Below are 21,033 nucleotides of genomic sequence, written 5' to 3' on the forward strand. Positions count from 1 at the left end.
GGGCAAGTGCTTCACTGCGAGCCCGGGTTCGACGGGCGGCCCGGCCGCACCAGTGGTTGATCGGCGGGCAGGAAGCGCCCGAACAGGTCTGCAGTGAACGCGCCGCCGGCCGTATCGGATGCGGCGGCCGTGAAGTAGAGGCCGCGCCACCGAAGCCCGCGCGAACCGCGGCCATGGCTTTCGAACAAGGCCTCGGCAACCTCGCGCAGCCCGGGTTGCAGCGCACGCAATGCCTCGATGAACTCATGGATTGCGAGCCGGCGCGATGCACCCGGCTGCTCTCGCAGCAGCGCCATGCGAAGCGCATGCAGCCGCTCTGCCATGGGGTCGAACAGGGCGTCGAGCCGCGCGGAGGCTGGGCCATTGGCGGCAAAGGGCTCTGCAAGCCGATGGCCGATGGCTTGCGTGAGCACTTCGGGCGGTAGTGCGCCGCGCAGCGTGGCATAGCCCGCGAGCTGCTCGAGGCCGGTTGCGACAAGGTAGACCGGCAACTGCAGGCGCAAGGTGTCGCTGGCCTCATCGAGCAAACGCCGCATTCTTGCCGCCAGCGGCTTTGGGCTTTCGCGGTCCGCATGCAGCAGTTCGCTTGCTGCAATGCACACCACCAGCCCATTGAGCGGAAAGCGCTCGCGTCGCTCGGCCAGCGCCATGAGCGCCTGCAGCCAGAGGCCGCGCGTGTGGGGCTCGGTGGCCTTTTCGCTCACGGCGGCCGGGTGGAGTTCGATGGCGGCTATCGAGCCCGTGAGCCACCAGCGCCAGTAGGGTTCGCCGAAGGGCGCGTTGTCCGGCGGCGCAAGCCGTTCGGCGCCACCTGCCGCCAGCAGCCCGGGCAGGTTGGCCGCCGCGTCGCCCAGAAAGAGAAACCACGGCACCGGCGCGTCGCGTTGCCGCGGCGGCTGGCGCAGGGCCTGCCGGGCCCGCGACATGGCTTCGCGCATGGCGGGCACGGTGGCTTCGTCGGCCTCTGCGGCCCACGGGCCGATTGCGTCGATGCGCCGCTGCAGCGCACGGCGGCGAGCGCCGCGGCCCGCGTCGCGAACGGTGGCGTACAAGAGCGCAAAGCCGACGAGGCACAAGGCGAGCAAGAACCAGAACAGATGCAGGGGCGAGAGCACGGCGGTCATGGCGATGGCTCGGCAGCTTTTTTCAGCGTGCGACGGTTTCGAGAAACACGAAGTCGGCAATCAGCCGTTCGCTTCCCTTGCCTGCCGCAAGCGCTTCGCGCAGCCGCAGTAGGTAGGCCGATGCAAGCTCGAAGGGGGGGCGGTCGGCAAGCGCGCCGAGCGGAACGGGCGACGAGACCGCCGTGACGAGCACGCGGCCGAACGGCGGGCCCACGAGCCAGCTCGACGGAATGTCGCGGCCGAGCTCGAGCTTTTCGCCCGCGCGCAGCCGCGTGGCCGACTGGCCGGTGTTGAGGTGCATGACCGAACCGTCGGCGGTGTAGTAGTCGATCCACAGGTAGCTGTCGTGGGTGGGCGCGGACACCTGCACGCGCACGTTGTCGCCTTCTCGAAGCTCGTCGTTGCTGGCGCTGGGAACGTCCAGTGCAAGGCCTTGCGTCTTTTCGCGATTGCGCAGCTGGTAGGGCTTGAGAATTGCGAACACCTCGCAGTGCGGCCACCGTCGCAACTCGACGTCGAAGGTGGGCGTTCCGGCGCCGGGTATAGCGGCCACCTCGCGCTCGACCCGGTCGAGGTCTTCGGGCAGCGAGACGAAGCCGCTCACGCGCAGGTTGCCGTCCTTGCCGGCGGCGGCCGCAAGGTCGGCGCACGCATAGGCTTGCAGTTGCTGTTCGACGCGGGCGGCCAGTTCGGGCTCGGCGCTTGGCGGGCCTGAGAGCCACTGCCACCACAGAAGGTAGAGCAGGGGCAGAAGCAGCGTGAGCGACGCCGTGGCGCGCAGCATGGCGCGGTCGCGGCGCCGTGCATCGTGCGGACCCGGCGGGTCGGCCACGCGGTAGGGCTGCGGCGTGATGCGGTCTTGCACGAGGCTTGCCGGCGTGAGCGGCTGGAGCCGCAATTGCCGGCTGTGCAGTTCCTTCAGCTTGCCCAGCTCGCCCTGGTCGCCGCTCTCGAAGTAGTACTGTCCCTTGAAGCCGTGCACCAGCGCATGCCAGTAGACCTCGCGCACTTCGTCGTCCTCTGCGGTGAGCGCTGACAGGTGGTGAAAGAACTCGCTGGCGGCGTTGTTCGAATTGAAGAGCTGCACCTGGAGCGGCGCCGCGCCGCTGTGTGCGCCAGGGTGGCGAGCCAGTATTTCGTCGATCCACGCCACCATCGCGAAGGCGGCCGATTCGACCTGCGCCGCGGGAGTGCCGGCCGCACTGGCAGCGGCACGCGCCGCATCGAGCAGGTAGCGAGCCTGTTGCTGTGCAGCATCATGCGACAGGGTGGTGCGGCCGCCGGCAATCGATACATCGAGGGCAAGGCCGAATGAAACGAATGCCGAAAAACTGTCGAGCAGGCGGGCCATGAACCGTGCCCGCTCACTGCGCCTGCATGGTGAAGGATGCCTCGCACCGGCGTCTGCAGCAATGGCGCATGCCTATGTCCCCGGTTCCTTCGAATGGGCATTCATTCTTTCAAACGAGGCGCGGCGGGCGCCATATCGCTTGGGGTCTATGCCGTTCGTGGGTCAACGCGGTATTGCTGTGCGGGGCAATCGCCGGTATCTTCGGCTTCCGCTGAATCAATGCACGCTGGGACACTGGGACATGCCATGAAAATCCTGATCGCCGACGACCACCGGCTCGTCATCGAGGCGGTCAAAGCCAAGTTGTCGGAGCTCGAGCCCGGCATTGAGTTCGTCCTGGCCATGAGCGTCGACGAACTGCTTGCCGGCGCGACCGACGAGCTCGATTTGGCCCTGATCGATCTCAACATGCCCGGCGCGGACGGCCAGGCCCACATCGACGAGATCCGCCGCAGGCACCCGGCGGTGCCTGTGATCGTGCTTTCCGGCTACGAAGACCCGGCCATCATGCGCAGCGCGCTCGAGCGCGGGGTGCTCGGTTTCATTCCCAAGGCCTATTCGCCGGAAGTCATGTTGTCGGCGGTGCGGCTGGTGCTGGCGGGCGGCGTGTATGTGCCGCCGATGATGCTGACGGCGCTGCCGCCGGGAATCGTGGCCGGCGTGGCCCCTACGCAGAACGGCGATGCGCGCTCAGCCGCTGGATCGTCGGCAACTCTGGAGCACCTGCGCAGCGTGCTCACCGAGCGCCAGGTCGAGGTGCTGCAGCTGTTGTCGCAAGGCAAGCCCAACAAGCTCATCGGCCGCAGCCTGGGCATCAGCGAAGGCACGGTCAAGATTCACCTTGCAGCGATCTTTCGCGCGCTGAACGTGCGCAACCGAACCGAAGCGGTGGTGGCCGCGCAGGCCCTGACAGAAGCGCAAGCCTGAGGCTTGCCAGCTGCCGCGTCTTTCCGGGAACGCTCAGGAGCAGCTGAGCTTCATAGCCTCGATCCGTCCGCCAAAGCCCAGCTTGCGTGTCAGGCCGCCTTCGCGGCTGTTGGCCGGAAAGTTGACGGTGCGGTCCCTGAACATTGCGTGCTCGTACACCTGCAGCGTTGCGCGCGGGCCGACGCTCACGCTGTCGATGTCGCGCTTCAGCTGCCTTGCGGTTCCGCGGTCCATGCTCTGGACTTCGGCGGGGCCCACCAGCGTAAGCATGTCGCCCTGGAAGTTGCGCCCCGTATAGAACTGCGCCCAGCAGCCTGAAGCCAGCGCAGGGTCTTCGATGCGCACCGGCACCAGCAGGATGGTGGGGTCGGGCTTGTTCTGGGCGGCGGCGGTCGACTGCGGTGCCGAGGTGTTGGTATTGGCACAGGCGCCGAGCGCAACGGCGCCAGCAATCATCAGGTAGCGAAGGTTCTTCATGGATGGTTTTCCAGGTGGAGAGCGAAAAACGCGAGGCTACCTGCGCCATACGGCTATCGCGTAGGAGCAGGCCCCAAGCGCCCGTCGCCCTGTCTTGTCTCCGAGCCTCTACGAGGTAGCCCACCCAGTAGCCCACCCAGAGCGCAATCTTCGCGAATGACTGCGCCCCGTATGCGCGCCTTTCCTACGCACAGGCCCGCCGTGGCTGTCCAGTCTGGACGAAAGGGCCACGTAGCCCATCTCGTTCATCAACGTTTTTCATGAAGTGAAGGAAGCCATGGCCACGAGCAGCATTCTGGGAGGCGACTACGCACCGGCGGAACCGAAGGGAACCGACGTCGACAGCCTTGGCCCCAGCGACACGAGCGACAGCGGAAGCGACGTGCGCACATCGCGCGAGCGCTCTGCCATTCCTGAAGATGCCGCCGAGGGCGCCATTCCGGTGGCGCATGAAAGCAGCAGCGACGCCGAAGGCACTGGCGAGCGTGCATCTGCCGATGCGCCGCCCGTGGAGCCCGATGCGGACATCCTGCCGGACCGCGTGGGCATTGTTCCCGCAAGCGCGGCCGACGTGGCCGCATCCGGCGACCTGGAAGATATAGCCATGCCGGACGAACTGGCCGATGAGCCAGCCGATCCGGAGGACGATGAAGACAGTCTGGCTTGACCCCGGTTCGTTTGCTGGAGACAGCCATGACCATGCATCGCCAACTCGACTCCGCGCTCCAGGGGCTACAGCAGCTCGCCTACGCGCGCATTGCGCGAGAGTTCGCCCGCGCCTGGCATGCGCGGGCCGAAGAGTCGGAAGAGGCCCAGGCGGTCATCGGCGAGGCGCATCGCCGGGTGCTGCACTGCGAGCAGGCGCTGGCAGAACTGCGCTTCGTGATCGAAGACCCGCGGCAGATTGCCGAGATCAAGGTTGCGCGCGCTTTGTACCTTCGCATGCTGCTGGAGAGCGCCCCCACGCGGCTGCAGTCGTGGAGCGACTGCGAGAGCCTGGACGCAATGCCGAAGTCGCACCTGTTCGAGTGGATTTCGTATGACTTCGAGCAACTCGAACTTTCGGAGCTCGAAGGCTCCATGACCGAGGAAGAAGCTGCTTGGTACACACAGGCCATCGACACGGCAGCCAAGGTGCGCGATTGAGCAAGAGGGGGCGTCATCCCCGCCCAAGCACGATCGCACCCTCTTCGATGTAGCGGTCGAATTCGATCTTCGGTATGGCCGCGGTCAGCGACTGGCCGCCCTCCGTCCAGGTGAGAACGACGCTGTCGTCGGCCATCAGGACCTGGCAGTTTCCTTCCGGAATCTTGAGTTGCGGGCCGTCTCCTGCGCGAAATTCGACGGGGCCTGCAATACGGGCATCGATCTGCGTGGTGGAAGTCATGGTTGGCTCGGTGTTCGTTTATTGAGGCGCGGGCTGCGCGTGGCGCTTGTTGCTGCCGCGCTGCTCCTTGGATGGGTCGCCATCGCGCGTGGGTGCAATGCCACCGGGGTTGCCGCTCGAGGGCGGGCGCGAGGTTTGCCTGCGTGCACCGGCGGGCCCCTTGTCGGCGCCCAGCTTGCCTTGGTCGATGTCGCCGCGGGGCTGCTCTGCCGGGCGCGCGCCTTGGGGCTCGGCCGAATCGCTGATGGGCGGCGGGCGCGTTCCCTTGGGGTTGCCGGTGGGCTGCGCGGCCACTGCTGCTGCGGCAAGCAGCAATGCGGCAGCGAAGCCGTACATCGTGAAAAGACGCGTGTCGAAGCGCCTTGCGTAGCTGTGGTTGTGGCTGTGTTTGGCGTGGGCCATGAATGGATTCCTCGAAAGCTGAAGCCTTCTTTCTCTCGCGCAACGGTGCCCGGTTCTTGTAGGCAAGCGCACCGTCCTTGCGCCGGTTGCGTGCCTGCCTGGCCGGTTGCCGCGTGCTTGCGCCGCAAACGCGACGCTTTCCTACGCACAGGCCTCTCGGCGCGGCGCACGGTGAAGTTTTAGAAATACAGAAAGGACACTGCGTGACCACACCTACGACCACGGCCAGGCCCGCCGCGCCCGACGATGCAGCTGGTTCGGCCGCATACAGCAAGCCGACACCCGCCGAGAAAAGCATGAAGCGCGAGGCCAGGACGCCCGCAGAAAACGGCGAGCCCGTGGGGCCCAACAACGGCCCTGCAATCACAGGCGAGCGCAAGCCACCGACGCCGGGCGATGCAGGCGTGGGCGAAACCGACAACCAGGGCAGCTCGCCCTACAGCCAACCGGGCCGGCCAGAAAAACCGTTTCGCGAGGAATGAACCGGAGCGGCATCGACGCCCCGAAGAACCCCTACAGGGGACGTCGGGCGAAGCCGACATGGATCCCGATCCGCGCGAACACCATTTGTCCTGGGACCAGCGCAATGCGGCCGCCTCCGGGCACGCATGCGCGGCAATTTTCAACCCGCCTCTTCAGGAGGCTAACGAAGGAGTCATTCCATGGCCAACTACACGAACACTGCTGAAACCGCGAACAGCGAAGACGTCGTCGAGGTGCTGAACGATCTGCTCGAGAACACGCGAGACGGTGAATACGGTTTCCGCGCCTGCGCGGAGGAAGTGGAGTCTCCGCAACTCAAGCAGGTGTTCCAGAACCGTTCAGCCGAATGCGCCAAGGCGGCGGCTGAGCTGGTTCAGCTGGTAAGGCGTTTCGGCGGCTCGCCGGACGATGGCGGCACCGTGAGCGGTGCCATGCATCGCGGCTGGGTGCATGTGAAGGGCTCGGTGGGCGCGAACAGCGCGCTCTCGATGCTGGAGGAGTGCGAGCGCGGCGAAGACGCTGCGGTGGCGCGCTATCGCAAGGCGTTGAAGAACGACCTGCCCGCCGACGTGCGCGCAATCATCCAGCAGCAGGCCGACGGCGCCCAGCGCAACCACGACCAGATCAAGCAGTTGCGCGACCAGATGCGCGCCAGCAAGTAAGCAAGCGAAGTAGGGCGCCTGCGCCGGGCTTTTTCAGAAGCGCCAGAGCAGGTCGGCCTTCACGCTGTTGTTGCGGGTGCCGTCACCGCGTTGCCCGGCATAGGACAGCCCGAGCGTCAGTTCGGGCTGCAGCTTTACTTCGACGCCGGCCTCTGCCACGAGCGCGTTTCGCGCGACGGGCACGCCGGCTGCCGTGAATGCGGGGCCGGCGGCAAAGGCCATTCTTGCCGTCGGAGTCACATCGCCGAAAGCGCGTTGCCAACCCAGCATGCCGCGTGCAGTCACTTGCACTCCGCCTACTTCGAAGCTGCTGCCTGCACGCAGGCCCAGCGTCGAGAAGGTGGTGTTCGAGTTTTCGCTTTGGCCCAGCAGTGCTGCTGCGCCGCTGCGTTCCGCGAAGTGGCCATTGCGAAGGCGCACGTGCGCCAGCCCCATGAACGGCTCCAGATCGACGCCCCCGGCCTGCAGTTGCCAGCCCAGTTCGCCGAAGGCTTGCACCGTGTCGGCGTGGTAGTCGGCGCGCGTGGAATCGGCAAAACCTGTGAACGCGATGCTGCGCTGCGTTTCGATGTCGTGGCGCGCATAGCCAAGGCCCGTGCGCAGCGCGAGTGCGCCCCACCGGGTTCCGCCGTACAGGCCCAGGTGGTAGCTGTCGACGGAAGCGCTCGCGTTTCGTTCGGCGGTCTGGGTGCGGTTGCGGCTCGCACCGCCCATCAGGCCCACGCGCCAGTCGCCGACGCGGCGATCGGACCCCACGAGCACGCCGCTCGCGCTGCGTTTTGCGCGGGCGGCGTTGCCATCGCCGGCAGCGTGGCCGTTGCTGTCGTACGCGCGGACCCACACGCCGTCGCCAGCCTCGTTTTCGCGAACGCGCAGGCCGCTGGCTGCAGAGGCCGAGCCGCCGTCTTTCTGCAGCCGCGCAAGCCCCGCGTCGCGCAGGAAGCGGCTGTCTTCCGTAAGGCTGGAACGCAACGTTGCGTGAATCTCACCCGAGAGGCTGTCGAACGCGTTGCGCGCGGTGATTGCATCGGCTTTGAGTACCGCGCCGTACACGGGGCCCGCGCCCAGTTGCTCGACAGCCTGCCCCACGCTGCGCTGGTTGGCGGATATGCCGACCTGCGGAAAGCCGACATCGTTGCGCTCGAGCATGAGCGTGACCTGCTGCGTGTCGTAGCTGAGCGACGGTGTCAGGAAGGCGAAGTTCGACGACAGCGCGCCGAATGTGCCGAGGATGCCGCCCTCGGCGCGCAAGATGGTGTAGCGGGTAACCGGCGCCCAGTTGCCGTTGGCCGCGAGCACTGTGGCGGAAGCGCCGCCCAGCGTGGCGCTGCCCGTTACGTCGATGCGGTCGCTGTGCCCTGCAGCATCGAGCTCGACGTGGTAGGCCGACCCGGGCTGGAACACCAGGTCGCCGTTGACGCGCAGGGTACCAATGGAGTTGCCCGGCGCCGCTGTTGCGCCGGCAGCCAGCGTGGTGCTGCCCACATTGCCTGTGCCCTTGAGCATCGCGCCGCTGCCGACGACCATCCGCCCACCCAGCGTTCCGTTGACCGAGAAGGCGCCGCTGTCCACCGTGAAGGTGCCGGTGTAGGCTGAACCGTCGCCGGTGTAAGTCACCAGGCCCGCGCCGGTCTTTGTTGCGCTGCCGTTGCCGGAGAGCGCGTTGCTGAACACGGCGTCCGACGTCTCGTCGATGACCAGCGCACCACGATTCACGATTGCGCCGCTGCCGAAGCTTCGGGTGCTGCCGACCAGCGTGCCTGCATCGATGGTGGTTCCGCCGCCATAGGTGTTGGCCGCCGAAAGGCGCAGCGTGCCGGTGCCGGTCTTCGTCAGGCTGCCGCTGCCGGAAACGCTGTTGGCGAACACCGCGTCGCTGGCCTGGTCGATCGCCAATGCCGCCTGGTTGGCGATGGCGCCACTGCCAAAGCTGTTTGCACCGCCGACCAGCGTGCCGGCTTCGATGGTGGTGCCGCCCGCATAGGTGTGCGTGCCTGTCAGCGTCAGCGTGCCGCTGCCCGCCTTGCGGAGCGATCCGTTGCCGCTCAGTGTTCCGGCAAAGCTGCCAGCCGTGTCCTGCACAAAGGCGACCGTGGAGTTGTTGGCGACGATGTCGCCGCGCAGGCTGGTGGTGGTGCCCTGCAGGGTGCCGCCGCTTACCAGGGTGCCGCCGGTGTAGCTGTTGGCGCCGCTCAGCACCAGGGTGCCCGCATCGGTCTTCTCCAGCCGCGCAGAGCCGGTGAGGTTGTTGGCAATGGTGGCGGTGTAGCCGGCGCTCGCTGCGCTGCCGTCGCCCACGCGGACGATGGCGTTCGCGCCGCTCAGCGCGATTGCGTCGCCCTCGAGCCGGTAGCCGTCGCTCGCAAACTGCATTCCGGTGACGGCGAGCGGGCCCTGGGCATCGCTCACGGCGACAGTACCGGGCGCGGCCTGGAAGATGGCGAACCCGGGCGTGGGCGTGATGCTGGCGTTGAGGCTGCCGCCGGCCGTGGTCCAGTTGGCGGAGGTGGCCGTCCAGGTGCCGCTGCCGCCGTTGACCACGTTGTTGTTGGCGGTGCCTGCCGCATCGCCGTCCCAGAAGACCAGAGCCTGCCCGGCAACGTTCACGAGGTTGACTTGTCCGGCAACGGCGGTCTGCAGGCCCAGCACGCCGTTTGCAGGCGCGCTGCCAATCTCGAGCCCGTGGTCGGTCAGAGGGCCGGTGTAGTCGAAGAGCCGGTACACGCCCGCGCCGAAGCCTCCGATGTCGTGCACGTCGAGCGTGCCGTCCAGCGTCAATGCACCGGTATTGAAGAGGCTGGCCGCGGCGGGCGCGCCCAGCGTCACGTCCACGGTGGCGCCGCTGTCGAGGGTGAGCGCAACCATGGTCAGCGTAGAGCCCGCGGTGCCGCTCAGCGTGCCGCCGGAAGCCACGTTGACGGCGCCTGAAATGGCGCCGGTGCCCGTAAGCGCGGCGCCGTTGCCCACCTGCACCGCACTTGTCGTGACTTCGTGCGCCACGCGCAGCGTGCCTGCATCGATGGCGACCGTGCCAGCCGTAAGAGCCTGGGTGGTGGAGGCCGTGCCATTGACATTGAGCGTAAGCCCCTTGGTCACGGTGACCGCGCCGAGCGTCAGGTCGCGGCTGTTGCGTACCCGGGCGGTTGTGCCGATGAGGGATACAGCACCCTGAAAGTCGTTGCCGGCGTCTGAAAGCGTGATCGCACCCGCGCCGGCGTTGATCGAGGCATTGCCTGCGACGGTGATCGAACCTGCCTGGCTGACGTCGCTTCCGTTGCTGACGGCCGTCAGCTTGCCGTTGACGACGCCGCTGCCCAGGCTCAATGCGCCCTTGCTCGTAACGGTGAGATCGCCCGTGGCCACTGTTCCGAGTGCCAGCGCGTTGCTGTCGCTGATCTGTGTGGAACCTCCGCTCAAGGAGACGGTGCCGCCGAAGTCGTTGCCCGCATTGGTCAGCGCGACCGGAGAGCTGGAACTGTCGAAGATGCTCTTGCCGTTGACGGTGAGCGCTTTGCTTTGGGTGATTGCGCCGGCGGTGCTTGCATTCAGGCCGCCGGACACCGTGCCTTGCAAGCTGAGCGCGCCGCTGCTGGTCAGGGCCACGTTGGCGGCATTGACGGTGACGGCACCGCCGAAGGTGTTTGCGGCATTCGTGAGCGTCAGGTCATGGCCGCTCATTTCGAAGTTGCTGGTGCCACCCACCGACAGCGTGCCTGTCTGGGTCAGCGGGACCGCATTGTGCAGGTCCAGATTGCCCGACACGTCCAGTTGCCCCAGCGTGCGGATCTCGTTGCTGCTGCTTGAAAAGGTCGCGTCGCCGGAAATGGCACCCGCCAACATGCCGGCAGTGTATTTACCGCTCTGCTCGACGTTGCTGTCGACATTGAGCGCGACGCTGCCGTTTTTGCCCGCATTGACGCTTCCGCTGCCCGACACGGCGAACTTGCTGGCCCCGACGGCAGTGAAGAAGACCACGCCGTCATTGCCATCGGCAGATGAGGCGTCGATGACGCCATCGTTTCTGATCAGATTGCCATATATGCCCGGTGCCGCACGTGCCTGCAGCGTGATCTGGCCGCCCGGCGCGTACAGCGTGCCGGTGTTTTTAACGGCCTCGTAGCTGAGTTGCGATTGCAATGCGCCGGTTGCGAGAACGCTGAACCCGTTTCCTTCCTGGAAGAGCATGGCCTTGTCGGCGGCCATGAGCTCGATGCTGTATGGGGCGACGATCGTACCGCTGTTGTAAACGCCGGCGCCCAGCAGGGCTACCGAGCCCGAAGACGCATTGATGAAGCCGTGGTTCGCAACCATTCCCGACGATCCGCTGGCCTTTTCCAGCGTATAGCCGCCGCCCATGAAATTGCTGGGCGTCATGATCAGTGAGGTGGCCAACAGCCCGCCGACATCGACACTCGCCGCACCGGTAAAGAAGAGCCCCATCCGGTTCTGCAGAAAAACCTGGCCGTTGGATGTCAACATACCCCCGAGCTGGCTTGCAGTGGTCGAGTTGATGTTGTTGAGTACGGTTGCTTGAGGGCTCAACTGGCTGAAGATGATCTCGGAGTCAGGGTTTGGTCCCAGATCGAACGTTCCCCAATCGATTGCCATCCGGCTCGTCGTCGCATCGACCAACACCATCGTTGCGTCCAGCGGATCGATTGTTCCGCTGCCCCCCATGATGACGCCGCCCCCTGGCACCTGCGCGCTCGCGGCTTGCGCCAGCGCCAAGCCCACAGCCGCGACCAGCGTGCGCAGGGGCCATGCCATTCGGCTTCGGCTCGCGTCGCCGAACGAGGCAGTTCTTTGGCGCCCGTGCGCTGTTTCACTGACGGCCTGCCACATGCCTGTGCAGCAGTTGAAGACGACGCGGTAGATCCGGTTCATCGGCGGGTTCCTCTCCAGCAGGCGCGCGAGTGCCTCATGAGGCTGCGCGTAAGTTGAACTGTTGCCCCGCTGATCAGGGGGCGGTGTCCAGCCAGAGCAGAACGCCAGTTGGGTGAACGGCCGATATGTTACCTTTTATGAATTGTGAAACTTTATGCTTCGTGGTCGGAGCGGCAGCCGGACCCGAGTGCCCCGGGGCTCGGTAAAGTGGTGGTCAGTTCTCCAGCTCTTACCTCTCCGTTTTGAACTCTATCGGCCTCGACCTCACCCGCTTCGACGCAGCCATCGTCGATCTCGATGGCACCATGGTCGACACGCTCGGCGACTTCGCGGTGTCGCTCAACCAAATGCTCGCTGACCTTTCGCTGCCGCCGGTGCCGCCGGCCGCCGTCGAAAAAATGGTGGGAAAAGGGTCGGAGCACCTGATTCTTTCGGCGCTCGCGCACGTGATGGCTTCTGGCGGCGATGCGGCTTCGGCTGCCGGCGCGAAGGCGCTGCACGAGCGGGCGGAGGCTCTTTTCGATCGCGCGTGGGAGCGCTACCAGCACCATTACCTGGCCATCAACGGACAGCATTCGGCGGTGTATCCCGGCGTGGCCGAGGGCTTGCAGGCACTGCGCGCCCGAGGGCTGCGCCTGGCCTGCCTCACCAACAAGCCAACCTCGTTCGCCAAGCCGTTGCTGGCGTCGAAAGGGCTCGACGGATTCTTCGAATTCGCGTTCGGCGGCGATGTCTTTGCGCGCAAGAAGCCCGACCCGCTCCCCCTGCTGAAAACCTGCGAGGCGCTGGGCACCGTTCCCGCGCGCACGCTGATGATCGGAGACTCGAGCAACGATGCCAAGGCCGCGCGCGCCGCCGGTTGCCCGGTGGTGCTGGTGACCTACGGCTACAACCATGGCGAGCCGGTGCGCGGGGTCGATGCCGACGGATTCGTGGATTCATTGGCCGAGCTTGCCGGCCTGCGAGGTCTGTGAGGGCCGGGCTACGGCTTTCCGAGCAACGCGTCCTTGAGCTTCCAGTCGGCCGGCACCGGGCCGAGCCATATGCGCAGCAGCGCATTGAAAAACGCCTGTTCCTTGATCGGATCGGGCTGAGGCACGCCGCGCACGGTAATGAGCGTGCCGGTGCCGGGCAGCCAGTCGATGGTGAAGGTGTCGCCGGCCTTGAGCTGCTTCTGGTCGGCGAACATCTGGCCCATGCGCAGCAGGCCCGGAATGAGGTTGACCATCTCGGTCTTGGGTGAGTTTTCTTCCACGCCCTTGGTAAAGAGCTTGCCGAGTTCATTGGCCTCGATGTCGCGCAGCATGGTGATGGCAACGCGCTTGGGGCCCGGTGCCGCCAGCGCCTCTTCGGGTGTGGAGACTTTCTTTCCAACGTAGAAGCCGGCGGTGTACACCTTGAACACCGCCTTGTAGCGCACACCGGCGCCGTTGAGCTGCAGGGTGCTGCCGCGCAGGTCGAGGGTGTCGTTCAATTTGACGCCAGCTACGTCTACCTGTGCGGCCGATGCACCAAGCGCGGTGGCCGCGACGCAGGCCAGCACGGCAAGGCGGGAGAACAGGGGCGGGACCGAAAGAAAAGGCACGTTGATCTCCTCGATTTGCGAACGATCGTTCGAATGTATCTTTTCGTTTTACTCCCGCCCCTCGGGGGAACCCTGAAGGCCGCGGCTGCACGCGGCGGCGTTTTCGTGGGCTAAACTCCACGCTCCATGTTCGTTCATCACATCATTCAAACAGGTCAAGGCAGCCGGGGAGCCTGGCCCTGGCGTAGCCATACATCGCTGACTGTTTGATTGCACGGCGCACGCCGTGCGCCCGCGGTACCGGATCGCTGCAGACTCCGGACCACCCGTGAATGACCTTGCCGCCGGCCAAGAAGCGCCGCGAGGCAACTGGAGAACGAATCCGTGATCACCGAACTTGAATTCAAGAGCCTCAGCGCCCAGGGCTACAACCGTATTCCGCTGATGGCCGAGGCTTTTGCAGACCTCGAGACGCCTCTTTCGCTCTATCTCAAGCTGGCCCACTCCCAGGGCGGCGGCAAGCACAGCTTCCTGCTCGAATCCGTGGTGGGCGGCGAGCGCTTCGGGCGCTACAGCTTCATTGGCCTGCCTGCACGCACGCTGCTGCGCGCCAGCGGTTTCGGCGCCGATGCCGTGACCGAGGTGGTCACCGATGGGCAGGTCGTCGAAACCGCGCCGGGCAATCCGCTGGACTTCATTGCCGAATACCAGAAGCGCTTCAAGGTGGCGTTGCGTCCGGGGCTTCCGCGTTTTTGTGGCGGCCTTGCGGGCTACTTTGGCTACGACACGGTGCGCCACATCGAACGCAAGCTTGAAAAAAGCTGCCCGCCCGATGCGCTGGGCTGCCCCGACATCCTGCTGCTGCAGTGCGAGGAACTGGCCGTCATCGACAACCTCTCGGGCAAGCTGTATTTGATCGTCTATGCCGATCCGAAGCAGCCTGAGGCCTATGCGACAGGCAAGCGCCGCCTGCGCGAGCTGAAAGAAAAACTCAAGTACTCGGTGAGCGCGCCCATCGTCAAGCCGACGCAGCCGCACCCGCCCGAGCGCAGCTTTGCCAAGGCCGACTACCTTGCGTCCGTGGAGCGGGCCAAGGACATGATTGCCGCCGGCGACTTCATGCAGGTGCAGGTGGGGCAGCGCATCAGCAAGCGCTACACCGAATCGCCCCTGTCGCTGTACCGCGCGCTGCGCTCGCTCAATCCGTCGCCCTACATGTATTACTACCACCTGGGTGACTTCCACGTGGTGGGCGCTTCGCCCGAGATCCTGGTGCGCCAGGAAAACACGGGCGAAGGCGAACAGAAGATCACCATCCGCCCGCTGGCCGGCACGCGTCCGCGCGGTGCTTCGCCAGAGCTCGACAAGGCCGCCGAGGAAGAACTCATCAACGATCCGAAGGAGCGCGCCGAGCACGTGATGCTGATCGACCTTGCGCGCAACGACATCGGCCGCATTGCCAAGACCGGCACCGTGAAGGTGACCGAGGCCTTCGCGGTAGAGCGCTACAGCCACGTGATGCACATCGTGAGCAATGTCGAGGGCACGCTCAAAGACGGCATGACCGCCATCGACGTGCTCAAGGCCACCTTCCCGGCCGGCACGTTGACCGGCGCGCCCAAGGTGCATGCAATGGAACTCATCGACCAGCTGGAGCCCACCAAGCGCGGCCTCTATGGCGGCGCCTGCGGCTACATCAGCTATGCGGGCGACATGGACGTGGCCATTGCCATTCGCACCGGGATCGTGAAGGACCAGATGCTCCACGTGCAGGCCGCGGCCGGCGTGGTGGCCGATTCGGTGCCCGAGCTGGAGTGGAAAGAAACAGAAGCCAAGGCGCGCGCATTGCTGCGCGCCGCCGAACTGGTCGAGGAGGGGCTGGAATGAGCAACGTGCCTGATATTCAAAACGATTTTTCGCACGAGATCATCGGCGCCGCGGTCGAGGTGCAGCGCGTGCTGGGCACCGGCCTTAACGAGGATGCCTACGCCGCCGCGCTGGCCATCGAACTTGCCGAGCGCGAGATCGGCTTTGCGCAGGGCGTGGCGCTTTCGGCCAGCTACAAGGGCCGCTCGCTGGGCGAGGTGTACCGCGCGGGCTTCGTGGTGGAGCAGTCGGTCATCGTCGAGCTCAAGGCAGTCGACGTGCTGACCGACCTGCACCGCGCGCAGGTGCTTGCCGCGCTGCGTCTCTCGGGCCTCAAGCTGGGCCTCCTGATCAACTTCAACGTGTTCCCCGTGGTCAAGGGCGTGCACCGGATTGTGAGCAAGCCATGAAACTGCTGATGATCGACAACTACGATTCGTTCACCTACAACATCGTCCAGTATTTTGGCGAGCTGGGCGCGGATGTTCAGGTGCACCGCAACGACGAGATCACCGTTGCGCAGATCGGCGAACTCATCGCTTCGGGCGTGACCCGCCTGGTGGTGTCGCCGGGGCCGTGCTCGCCGGCAGAGGCGGGCGTGTCGGTGGCGGCCATCGAGGCCTTTGCGGGCAAGCTGCCGATTCTTGGCGTGTGCCTGGGCCACCAGGCCATTGGCGCGGCCTTTGGCGGCAAGATCATTCGTGCGCAGCAACTGATGCACGGCAAGACCAGCGAGATCACAACCACGCAAGAAGGCGTGTTTGCGGGGCTGCCCGAGAAGTTCATCGTCAACCGGTATCACTCGCTTTCGATCGAGCGCGAGAGCTGCCCGAAGGAATTGGCGATTACCGCATGGACCGACGACGGCGAGATCATGGGCGTGCGGCACACCGGCTTTGCGCATGATGTGCGCATCGAAGGCGTGCAGTTCCATCCTGAATCGATCCTCACCGAGCACGGGCACGCCATGCTCAAGAACTTTCTGGACTGACCGACATGACCGACCGCTCCTCCATCGTCGACCTGCGCAGCGACACCGTCACACAACCCACCCCGGGGATGCGCGAGGCCATGATGGCGGCGCCGCTCGGAGACGACGTTTTCGGCACCGATCCGACCGTGAATGCGCTGCAGGAAAAGATCGCGGCGCTGCTGGGTTTCGAGGCGGCGCTGTTCGTGCCGACCGGCACGCAAAGCAACCTGTGCGCCATTCTTTCGCACTGCGGACGTGGCGACGAGTACATCGTCGGCCAGCAGGCGCACTGCTATCGGTGGGAGGGCGGCGGCGCGGCGGTGTTCGGCAGCGTGCAGCCGCAGCCGCTCGACCATGCGCCCGACGGCACGCTGCCGCTGGCGCAGATCGAATCGGCCATCAAGCCTGATGACGCCCACTTTGCGCGCACGAAGCTGCTTGCGCTGGAAAACACGCTGGGGGGCAAGCTGCTGCCCTTCGAATACGTGCAGGCTGCGACGGAACTTGCGAAGACGAAGGGGCTGCAGCGTCACCTGGATGGCGCGCGGCTCTTCAATGCGGCAACGGCGCAGGCTGCGTTGAACAAGCGCAGCGACGTCCGTGCCGAAGCCCGGCGCATTGCGCAGTGCTTCGACAGCGTATCGGTCTGCTTCAGCAAGGGCCTGGGTGCACCGGTCGGTTCGGCGCTGGTCGGGTCGCGCGAGTTCATCGCGCGTGCGCACCGCATTCGCAAGATGGCAGGCGGCGGCATGCGGCAGGCGGGGCTGCTCGCCGCGGCGGCATCGCACGCACTCGACCACCATGTCGATCGCCTCGCCCAGGACCATGCGCTGGCGCAGCGCCTGGCACAGGGGCTTGAAGGCATCGATGGCTTGAAGGTCGAGGCGCCGCACACCAACATCGTGTTTGCCGACCTCACGGGCGCGGCGCAGGCGCGTTCGGCGGAACTGATCGCAAGCCTCAACAACCAGGGCATCCTGGCAACGGGGCTGTATCGCCTTCGCTTCGTGACGCACCTCGATGTGAACGAGGCGGGCGTCGATCGCGCCGTGGCCGCGATCCGCGGTTTCTTCAAATCCTGACGCCGGCGAGGACGCGATGCCCGATCTTCCCCATCTGCTCGCCTTCATCGCCGCCGGCTGGCTGCTGAACCTCACGCCGGGGCCCGACGTGCTTTATATCGTGACGAACTCGCTGCGCTCCGGTGTGCGTGCCGGCATTGTTGCGGGGCTTGGCATCACGGCGGGTTGTTTTGTACACATCTTCGCGGCGGCGGTTGGTGTCGGCACCCTGATGGCCACGTCTGCGGCCGCGTTCACGGTACTCAAATACGTCGGTGCGGCCTATCTGCTCTACCTTGGGGTGCGCATGGTGCTGTCTCGCGCGGCGCCGTCGGCCGACCTGGGCAAGGTTGCTGCGGCGGCGAGCGGGGAACGCACCCTCAAGGCGATTTTTCTCGGCGGTTTCTGGACGAACGTGCTCAACCCCAAGGTGGCGCTGTTCTTCCTGGCTTTCGTGCCGCAGTTCATTGCGCCCGGCGCCGACAACAAGGCTTGGTACTTCGTGCTGCTGGGCGTGTTGTTCAACCTCAACGCGATTCCCGTCAACGTGGGGTGGGCCGTGGCCGCGGGCTGGATGGCGCGCCGCGGCGCGGTGCAGAAGGGCATGCATTGGCTCGACCGCGTGGCCGGCGTGCTGTTCATCGGCTTCGGCCTCAAGCTTGCGTTCACCGACGCGCCGGCCGTTCGCATCGGCCACTGACAACATCTACCGAGGAGACTCACCATGATCACCCCCCAGGAAGCGCTGCAGCGCACCATCGAGCACCGCGAGGTTTTTCACGACGAAATGCTGCACATCGTCCGGCTCATCATGAGCGGCGAGTGCTCGCCGGTGATGATGGCGGCGCTGATTACCGGCCTGCGCGTGAAGAAGGAAACCATCGGCGAGATCACGGCGGCGGCGCAGGTGATGCGCGAGGTTTCCACCAAGGTGCCGGTGAAGGACACCAAGCACCTGGTCGACATTGTCGGCACCGGTGGCGACGGCTCGCACACCTTCAACATCTCGACCTGCTCGATGTTCGTTGCGGCCGCCGCGGGGGCCAAGGTCAGCAAGCATGGCGGGCGCAGCGTGTCGAGCAAGTCCGGCAGCGCAGACGTGCTGGAATCTCTCGGCGTCAACATCAACCTGCAGCCGGAGCAGATTGCCCGCTCCATCGAACAGGTGGGCATTGGCTTCATGTTTGCGCCGAATCACCATCCGGCCATGAAGAACGTGGCGCCGGTGCGCAAGGAGCTCGGCATCAAGACGATCTTCAACATCCTGGGCCCGCTGACCAACCCGGCGGGCGCGCCGAACATACTGATGGGCGTGTTCCACCCCGACCTCGTGGGCATCCAGGTGCGTGCGCTGCAGCGGTTGGGCACCGAGCATGCCCTGGTTGTTTACGGCCGGGACGGCATGGACGAAATCTCACTAGGGGCGGCCACGATGGTCGGCGAGCTCAAGGACGGCGAGATCCGCGAATACGAACTGCACCCGGAAGACTTCGGTTTTGCCATGTCGAGCAACCGCACGCTGCGCGTGGAAACGCCCGAGCAGTCGAAGGCCATGTTGCTGGGGGTGCTCGACAATCATGCCGGTCCGGCGCTCGACATCGTGCTGCTGAACGCAGGCGCAGCCCTGTATGCCGCCAATGTGGCCGATTCGATGGCGGCCGGCATCGAGCTCGCGCGCGAAGCCGTGGCATCGGGCGCGGCGCGGGCCAAGCTGGCCGAACTGGTCAAGGCTTCCACAACGGTCTGAAGAACCGCCAAAAAGAATCACTAAAGACAGACAGACAGGCAGGAAAACAGAACATGTCCGACATCCTCGACAAGATCATTGCAGTCAAGCGGCAGGAAATTGCTACGGCGCAGAAAAAGAGCCCGCTCGAAGCCGTGCGGTTCGACGCCGAGAGCCGCGTGCTGACGCGCGATTTCGAAGGCGCCCTGCGTGCCAAGATTGCTTCCGGCCACGCTGCGGTGATCGCCGAGGTCAAGAAGGCCAGCCCGAGCAAGGGCGTGCTGCGCGAAGACTTCATTCCGGCCGACATTGCACAGAGCTATGCGGAGGGTGATGGCGAAATCAGCGCCGCCTGTCTTTCGGTGCTGACCGACAAGCAGTTTTTCCAGGGCGGCGTCGACTATCTCAAGCAGGCGCGCGCCTCATGCGACCTGCCTGTGCTGCGCAAGGATTTCATCGTCGATCCATACCAGGTGTACGAATCGCGTGCGATGGGAGCGGACGCCATTCTCTTGATCGCGGCCTGCCTCGACGACGCGCAAATGAAGGACTACGAAGCCATTGCACGCAGCCTGGGCATGGCGGTGCTGGTCGAAGTGCACGACTCGGCCGAGCTCGACCGTGCACTCAAGCTCAAGACGCCGCTCATCGGCGTGAACAACCGCAATCTGCGCAACTTCGAGGTGTCGATCCAGGCCACCATCGACCTGCTGCCCCGGTTGCCTGCCGATAGGCTGGCGGTTACCGAATCGGGCATTGCGACGCGCGAAGACGTGGCCACCTTGCGTGCGGCAGGCGTCCATGCCTTTCTGGTTGGCGAGGCGTTCATGCGCGCCAAGGAGCCGGGCGAGGCGCTCGCCGCATTGTTCAAATGAGCCGGCCCGATCAGCTGTCGAGCAGCGACCCTGCCGACTGGCCCGTGGCGCCGGGCTGGCAGCCGCTGGTCGATGGGTTCTTCGGCAGCATCGTCGGGCAGAAGCTGCTGGGCTTTCTGCGTGAGCGCCTGGATGCCGGGGCCGTGATTTTCCCGCCCCGGCCGTTGCGGGCGCTGGAGCTGACTCCGCCGGAAGACGTGCGCGTGGTCATCCTTGGCCAAGACCCGTACCACGGGCGTGGCCAGGCGGAGGGGCTGGCTTTTTCGGTGGCGTCCGGTGTGGCGCTGCCGCCGTCGCTGCGAAACATCTTCAAAGAGCTTCAGCGCGACCTGGGAACGCCTCCGCCACCTTTTCCGAACCCGGGCGGCAGCCTGGTGAAGTGGGCAACCCATGGAGTGCTGCTGCTCAATACCTGCCTCACGGTGGAAGAGGGGCAGCCAGCCAGCCACTCGGGGCGCGGCTGGGAAGTGCTGACCGACGCAGTCATCCGGCATGTATCAGACGGTGCAAAACCTGTTGTTTTTATGCTGTGGGGCTCGCACGCGCAAAGCAAGCGCGCGTTGATCGACGTCAACCGCCACAAGGTGCTGATGTCGAACCACCCCTCGCCGCTTTCCGCGATGCGCCCGCCGGTGCCCTTCATCGGCTGCGGGCACTTCGGCGAAGCGCGTGCCTGGCGGGAGGCGCACCAGCAGGGCGATTGATTTCGCGGATAATTCCCGCCAGTTCGCCTCGTGCAGTTCCTGCGTCTTATTGGTGCTGGAGGTTCTGTGAAGTCACAAAACCGTGCTATATTTCGAGGTTCGCCGGAGAGGTGGCCGAGTGGTTAATGGCAGCAGACTGTAAATCTGCCCTCTTACGAGTACGCTGGTTCGAATCCAGCCCTCTCCACCAGCGATGAATTTGGTTTCTAAGAGCGATTGGATCTAGCGCTTTGGGTGCCTTTGAGTGCCCCCGATGCGGGAGTAGTTCAATGGTAGAACCCCAGCCTTCCAAGCTGATGACGCGGGTTCGATTCCCGTCTCCCGCTCCAGAGACCCGGTTCGACGCCGGAAGCGATTGGTTAGACAAAGCCCTTTTGGCTCAGTGGTAGAGCACTCCCTTGGTAAGGGAGAGGTCGCGGGTCCGATTCCCGCAAAGGGCACCAGTTTTTGGGGGTTGCAACGGCAGCTTTGCAACCCATCTGCATACGTTGAAATCGTTTTTTTCGGAGTCGAAAAATGGCAAAAGGTAAATTCACCCGCACCAAGCCGCACGTGAACGTGGGCACGATCGGTCACGTTGACCACGGCAAGACCACGCTGACGGCG

At 65.3% G+C, this 21,033-nt stretch carries 22 protein-coding genes and 3 tRNA genes; 18 read left to right on the forward strand and 7 right to left on the reverse strand.

All coding sequences use genetic code 11. The features are described 5' to 3' along the window. Nucleotides 1-11: 11 nt before the first annotated feature. Entirely contained in the window at nucleotides 12-1,124 is a 1,113-nt protein-coding gene (locus tag J2X67_RS11260) for a type VI secretion system protein (protein WP_309953043.1), read from the reverse strand. 22 nt (nucleotides 1,125-1,146) lie between these two features. After that, nucleotides 1,147-2,475, reverse strand: a complete 1,329-nt coding sequence (locus J2X67_RS11265) for a DotU family type IV/VI secretion system protein (protein ID WP_309953044.1) — start codon at nucleotides 2,473-2,475, stop codon at nucleotides 1,147-1,149. Nucleotides 2,476-2,721: 246 nt separating this feature from the next. Between J2X67_RS11265 and J2X67_RS11270 the strand changes: the two genes are divergently transcribed. Then, on the forward strand, nucleotides 2,722-3,402 hold the full coding sequence (locus J2X67_RS11270; RefSeq protein ID WP_309953046.1) for a response regulator transcription factor: 681 nt from the start codon (nucleotides 2,722-2,724) through the stop codon (nucleotides 3,400-3,402). Nucleotides 3,403-3,435: 33 nt separating this feature from the next. On the opposite strand, the gene J2X67_RS11275 is transcribed toward J2X67_RS11270, so the two are convergent. Further along, complete coding sequence (locus J2X67_RS11275) at nucleotides 3,436-3,879, reverse strand: beta/gamma crystallin domain-containing protein (RefSeq protein ID WP_309953047.1); 444 nt, start codon at nucleotides 3,877-3,879, stop codon at nucleotides 3,436-3,438. Nucleotides 3,880-4,156: 277 nt separating this feature from the next. On the opposite strand from J2X67_RS11275, the gene J2X67_RS11280 reads away from it, so the two are divergent. Next, entirely contained in the window at nucleotides 4,157-4,546 is a 390-nt protein-coding gene (locus tag J2X67_RS11280) for a hypothetical protein (RefSeq protein WP_309953048.1), read from the forward strand. A 26-nt stretch (nucleotides 4,547-4,572) separates the two neighbouring features. Continuing rightward, complete coding sequence (locus tag J2X67_RS11285; RefSeq protein WP_309953049.1) at nucleotides 4,573-5,025, forward strand: hypothetical protein; 453 nt, start codon at nucleotides 4,573-4,575, stop codon at nucleotides 5,023-5,025. Nucleotides 5,026-5,038: 13 nt separating this feature from the next. Here J2X67_RS11285 and J2X67_RS11290 read toward each other — a convergent pair whose 3' ends face one another. Together J2X67_RS11290 and J2X67_RS11295 are read right to left on the reverse strand one after the other, a co-directional pair. Continuing rightward, complete coding sequence (locus J2X67_RS11290) at nucleotides 5,039-5,266, reverse strand: hypothetical protein (RefSeq protein WP_309953052.1); 228 nt, start codon at nucleotides 5,264-5,266, stop codon at nucleotides 5,039-5,041. Nucleotides 5,267-5,284: 18 nt separating this feature from the next. Beyond that, nucleotides 5,285-5,668 (reverse strand): translation initiation factor IF-2, encoded by a 384-nt coding sequence (locus J2X67_RS11295; protein WP_309953054.1) that lies wholly within the window; start codon nucleotides 5,666-5,668, stop codon nucleotides 5,285-5,287. A gap of 203 nt (nucleotides 5,669-5,871) precedes the next feature. Between J2X67_RS11295 and J2X67_RS11300 the strand changes: the two genes are divergently transcribed. Further along, nucleotides 5,872-6,150, forward strand: a complete 279-nt coding sequence (locus tag J2X67_RS11300) for a hypothetical protein (protein ID WP_309953056.1) — start codon at nucleotides 5,872-5,874, stop codon at nucleotides 6,148-6,150. A 180-nt stretch (nucleotides 6,151-6,330) separates the two neighbouring features. Further along, nucleotides 6,331-6,813 (forward strand): PA2169 family four-helix-bundle protein, encoded by a 483-nt coding sequence (locus tag J2X67_RS11305; protein WP_281147671.1) that lies wholly within the window; start codon nucleotides 6,331-6,333, stop codon nucleotides 6,811-6,813. Nucleotides 6,814-6,846: 33 nt separating this feature from the next. On the opposite strand, the gene J2X67_RS11310 is transcribed toward J2X67_RS11305, so the two are convergent. Further along, entirely contained in the window at nucleotides 6,847-11,697 is a 4,851-nt protein-coding gene (locus J2X67_RS11310) for an autotransporter domain-containing protein (RefSeq protein WP_309953058.1), read from the reverse strand. Nucleotides 11,698-11,939: 242 nt separating this feature from the next. On the opposite strand from J2X67_RS11310, the gene gph reads away from it, so the two are divergent. Next, the gene (gene gph / locus J2X67_RS11315; RefSeq protein ID WP_309953059.1) at nucleotides 11,940-12,671 is read left to right on the forward strand and encodes a phosphoglycolate phosphatase; all 732 of its coding nucleotides are present in this window, start codon (nucleotides 11,940-11,942) and stop codon (nucleotides 12,669-12,671) included. 8 nt (nucleotides 12,672-12,679) lie between these two features. Here gph and J2X67_RS11320 read toward each other — a convergent pair whose 3' ends face one another. Next, nucleotides 12,680-13,282: a chalcone isomerase family protein gene (locus J2X67_RS11320; protein ID WP_309953060.1), complete on the reverse strand. Its 603-nt coding sequence runs from the start codon at nucleotides 13,280-13,282 to the stop codon at nucleotides 12,680-12,682. Between the two features lie 324 nt (nucleotides 13,283-13,606). Between J2X67_RS11320 and trpE the strand changes: the two genes are divergently transcribed. The 12 genes from trpE to J2X67_RS11380 form a co-directional block, all read left to right on the forward strand. Beyond that, nucleotides 13,607-15,109, forward strand: coding sequence for an anthranilate synthase component I (trpE, locus tag J2X67_RS11325; RefSeq protein ID WP_309953061.1), 1,503 nt, complete (start codon nucleotides 13,607-13,609; stop codon nucleotides 15,107-15,109). Next, nucleotides 15,106-15,498, forward strand: coding sequence for a GxxExxY protein (locus tag J2X67_RS11330; RefSeq protein WP_157611819.1), 393 nt, complete (start codon nucleotides 15,106-15,108; stop codon nucleotides 15,496-15,498). Before trpE ends, J2X67_RS11330 begins: the two co-directional genes overlap by 4 nt. After that, nucleotides 15,495-16,079 carry an aminodeoxychorismate/anthranilate synthase component II gene (locus J2X67_RS11335; RefSeq protein WP_309953065.1) on the forward strand — a complete coding sequence of 195 codons (585 nt, stop codon included), beginning with the start codon at nucleotides 15,495-15,497 and terminating at the stop codon, nucleotides 16,077-16,079. The genes J2X67_RS11330 and J2X67_RS11335 overlap by 4 nt, the downstream gene beginning before the upstream one ends. A 5-nt stretch (nucleotides 16,080-16,084) precedes the next feature. Next, on the forward strand, nucleotides 16,085-17,143 hold the full coding sequence (gene ltaE / locus J2X67_RS11340; protein WP_309953067.1) for a low-specificity L-threonine aldolase: 1,059 nt from the start codon (nucleotides 16,085-16,087) through the stop codon (nucleotides 17,141-17,143). A gap of 16 nt (nucleotides 17,144-17,159) precedes the next feature. After that, nucleotides 17,160-17,822 (forward strand): LysE family translocator, encoded by a 663-nt coding sequence (locus J2X67_RS11345; RefSeq protein ID WP_309953068.1) that lies wholly within the window; start codon nucleotides 17,160-17,162, stop codon nucleotides 17,820-17,822. A gap of 24 nt (nucleotides 17,823-17,846) precedes the next feature. Continuing rightward, entirely contained in the window at nucleotides 17,847-18,869 is a 1,023-nt protein-coding gene (trpD, locus tag J2X67_RS11350) for an anthranilate phosphoribosyltransferase (RefSeq protein ID WP_309953070.1), read from the forward strand. A 53-nt stretch (nucleotides 18,870-18,922) separates the two neighbouring features. Continuing rightward, nucleotides 18,923-19,723, forward strand: coding sequence for an indole-3-glycerol phosphate synthase TrpC (gene trpC / locus J2X67_RS11355; RefSeq protein ID WP_309953072.1), 801 nt, complete (start codon nucleotides 18,923-18,925; stop codon nucleotides 19,721-19,723). Beyond that, nucleotides 19,720-20,427 carry a uracil-DNA glycosylase gene (locus J2X67_RS11360; protein ID WP_309953075.1) on the forward strand — a complete coding sequence of 236 codons (708 nt, stop codon included), beginning with the start codon at nucleotides 19,720-19,722 and terminating at the stop codon, nucleotides 20,425-20,427. Before trpC ends, J2X67_RS11360 begins: the two co-directional genes overlap by 4 nt. 104 nt (nucleotides 20,428-20,531) lie before the next feature. Continuing rightward, nucleotides 20,532-20,617: transfer RNA gene (locus tag J2X67_RS11365), tRNA-Tyr, on the forward strand. Nucleotides 20,618-20,682: 65 nt separating this feature from the next. Further along, nucleotides 20,683-20,756 (forward strand) — tRNA-Gly (locus J2X67_RS11370). A 39-nt stretch (nucleotides 20,757-20,795) separates the two neighbouring features. Beyond that, nucleotides 20,796-20,870 (forward strand) — tRNA-Thr (locus tag J2X67_RS11375). A gap of 73 nt (nucleotides 20,871-20,943) precedes the next feature. Beyond that, nucleotides 20,944-21,033 (forward strand): GTP-binding protein (locus tag J2X67_RS11380; protein WP_038111923.1); only part of this gene is annotated, 90 nt, incomplete at its 3' end.

The sequence above is a fragment of the Variovorax sp. 3319 genome (genome assembly GCF_031456585.1).
Lineage (GTDB): Bacteria > Pseudomonadota > Gammaproteobacteria > Burkholderiales > Burkholderiaceae_C > Variovorax > Variovorax paradoxus_P.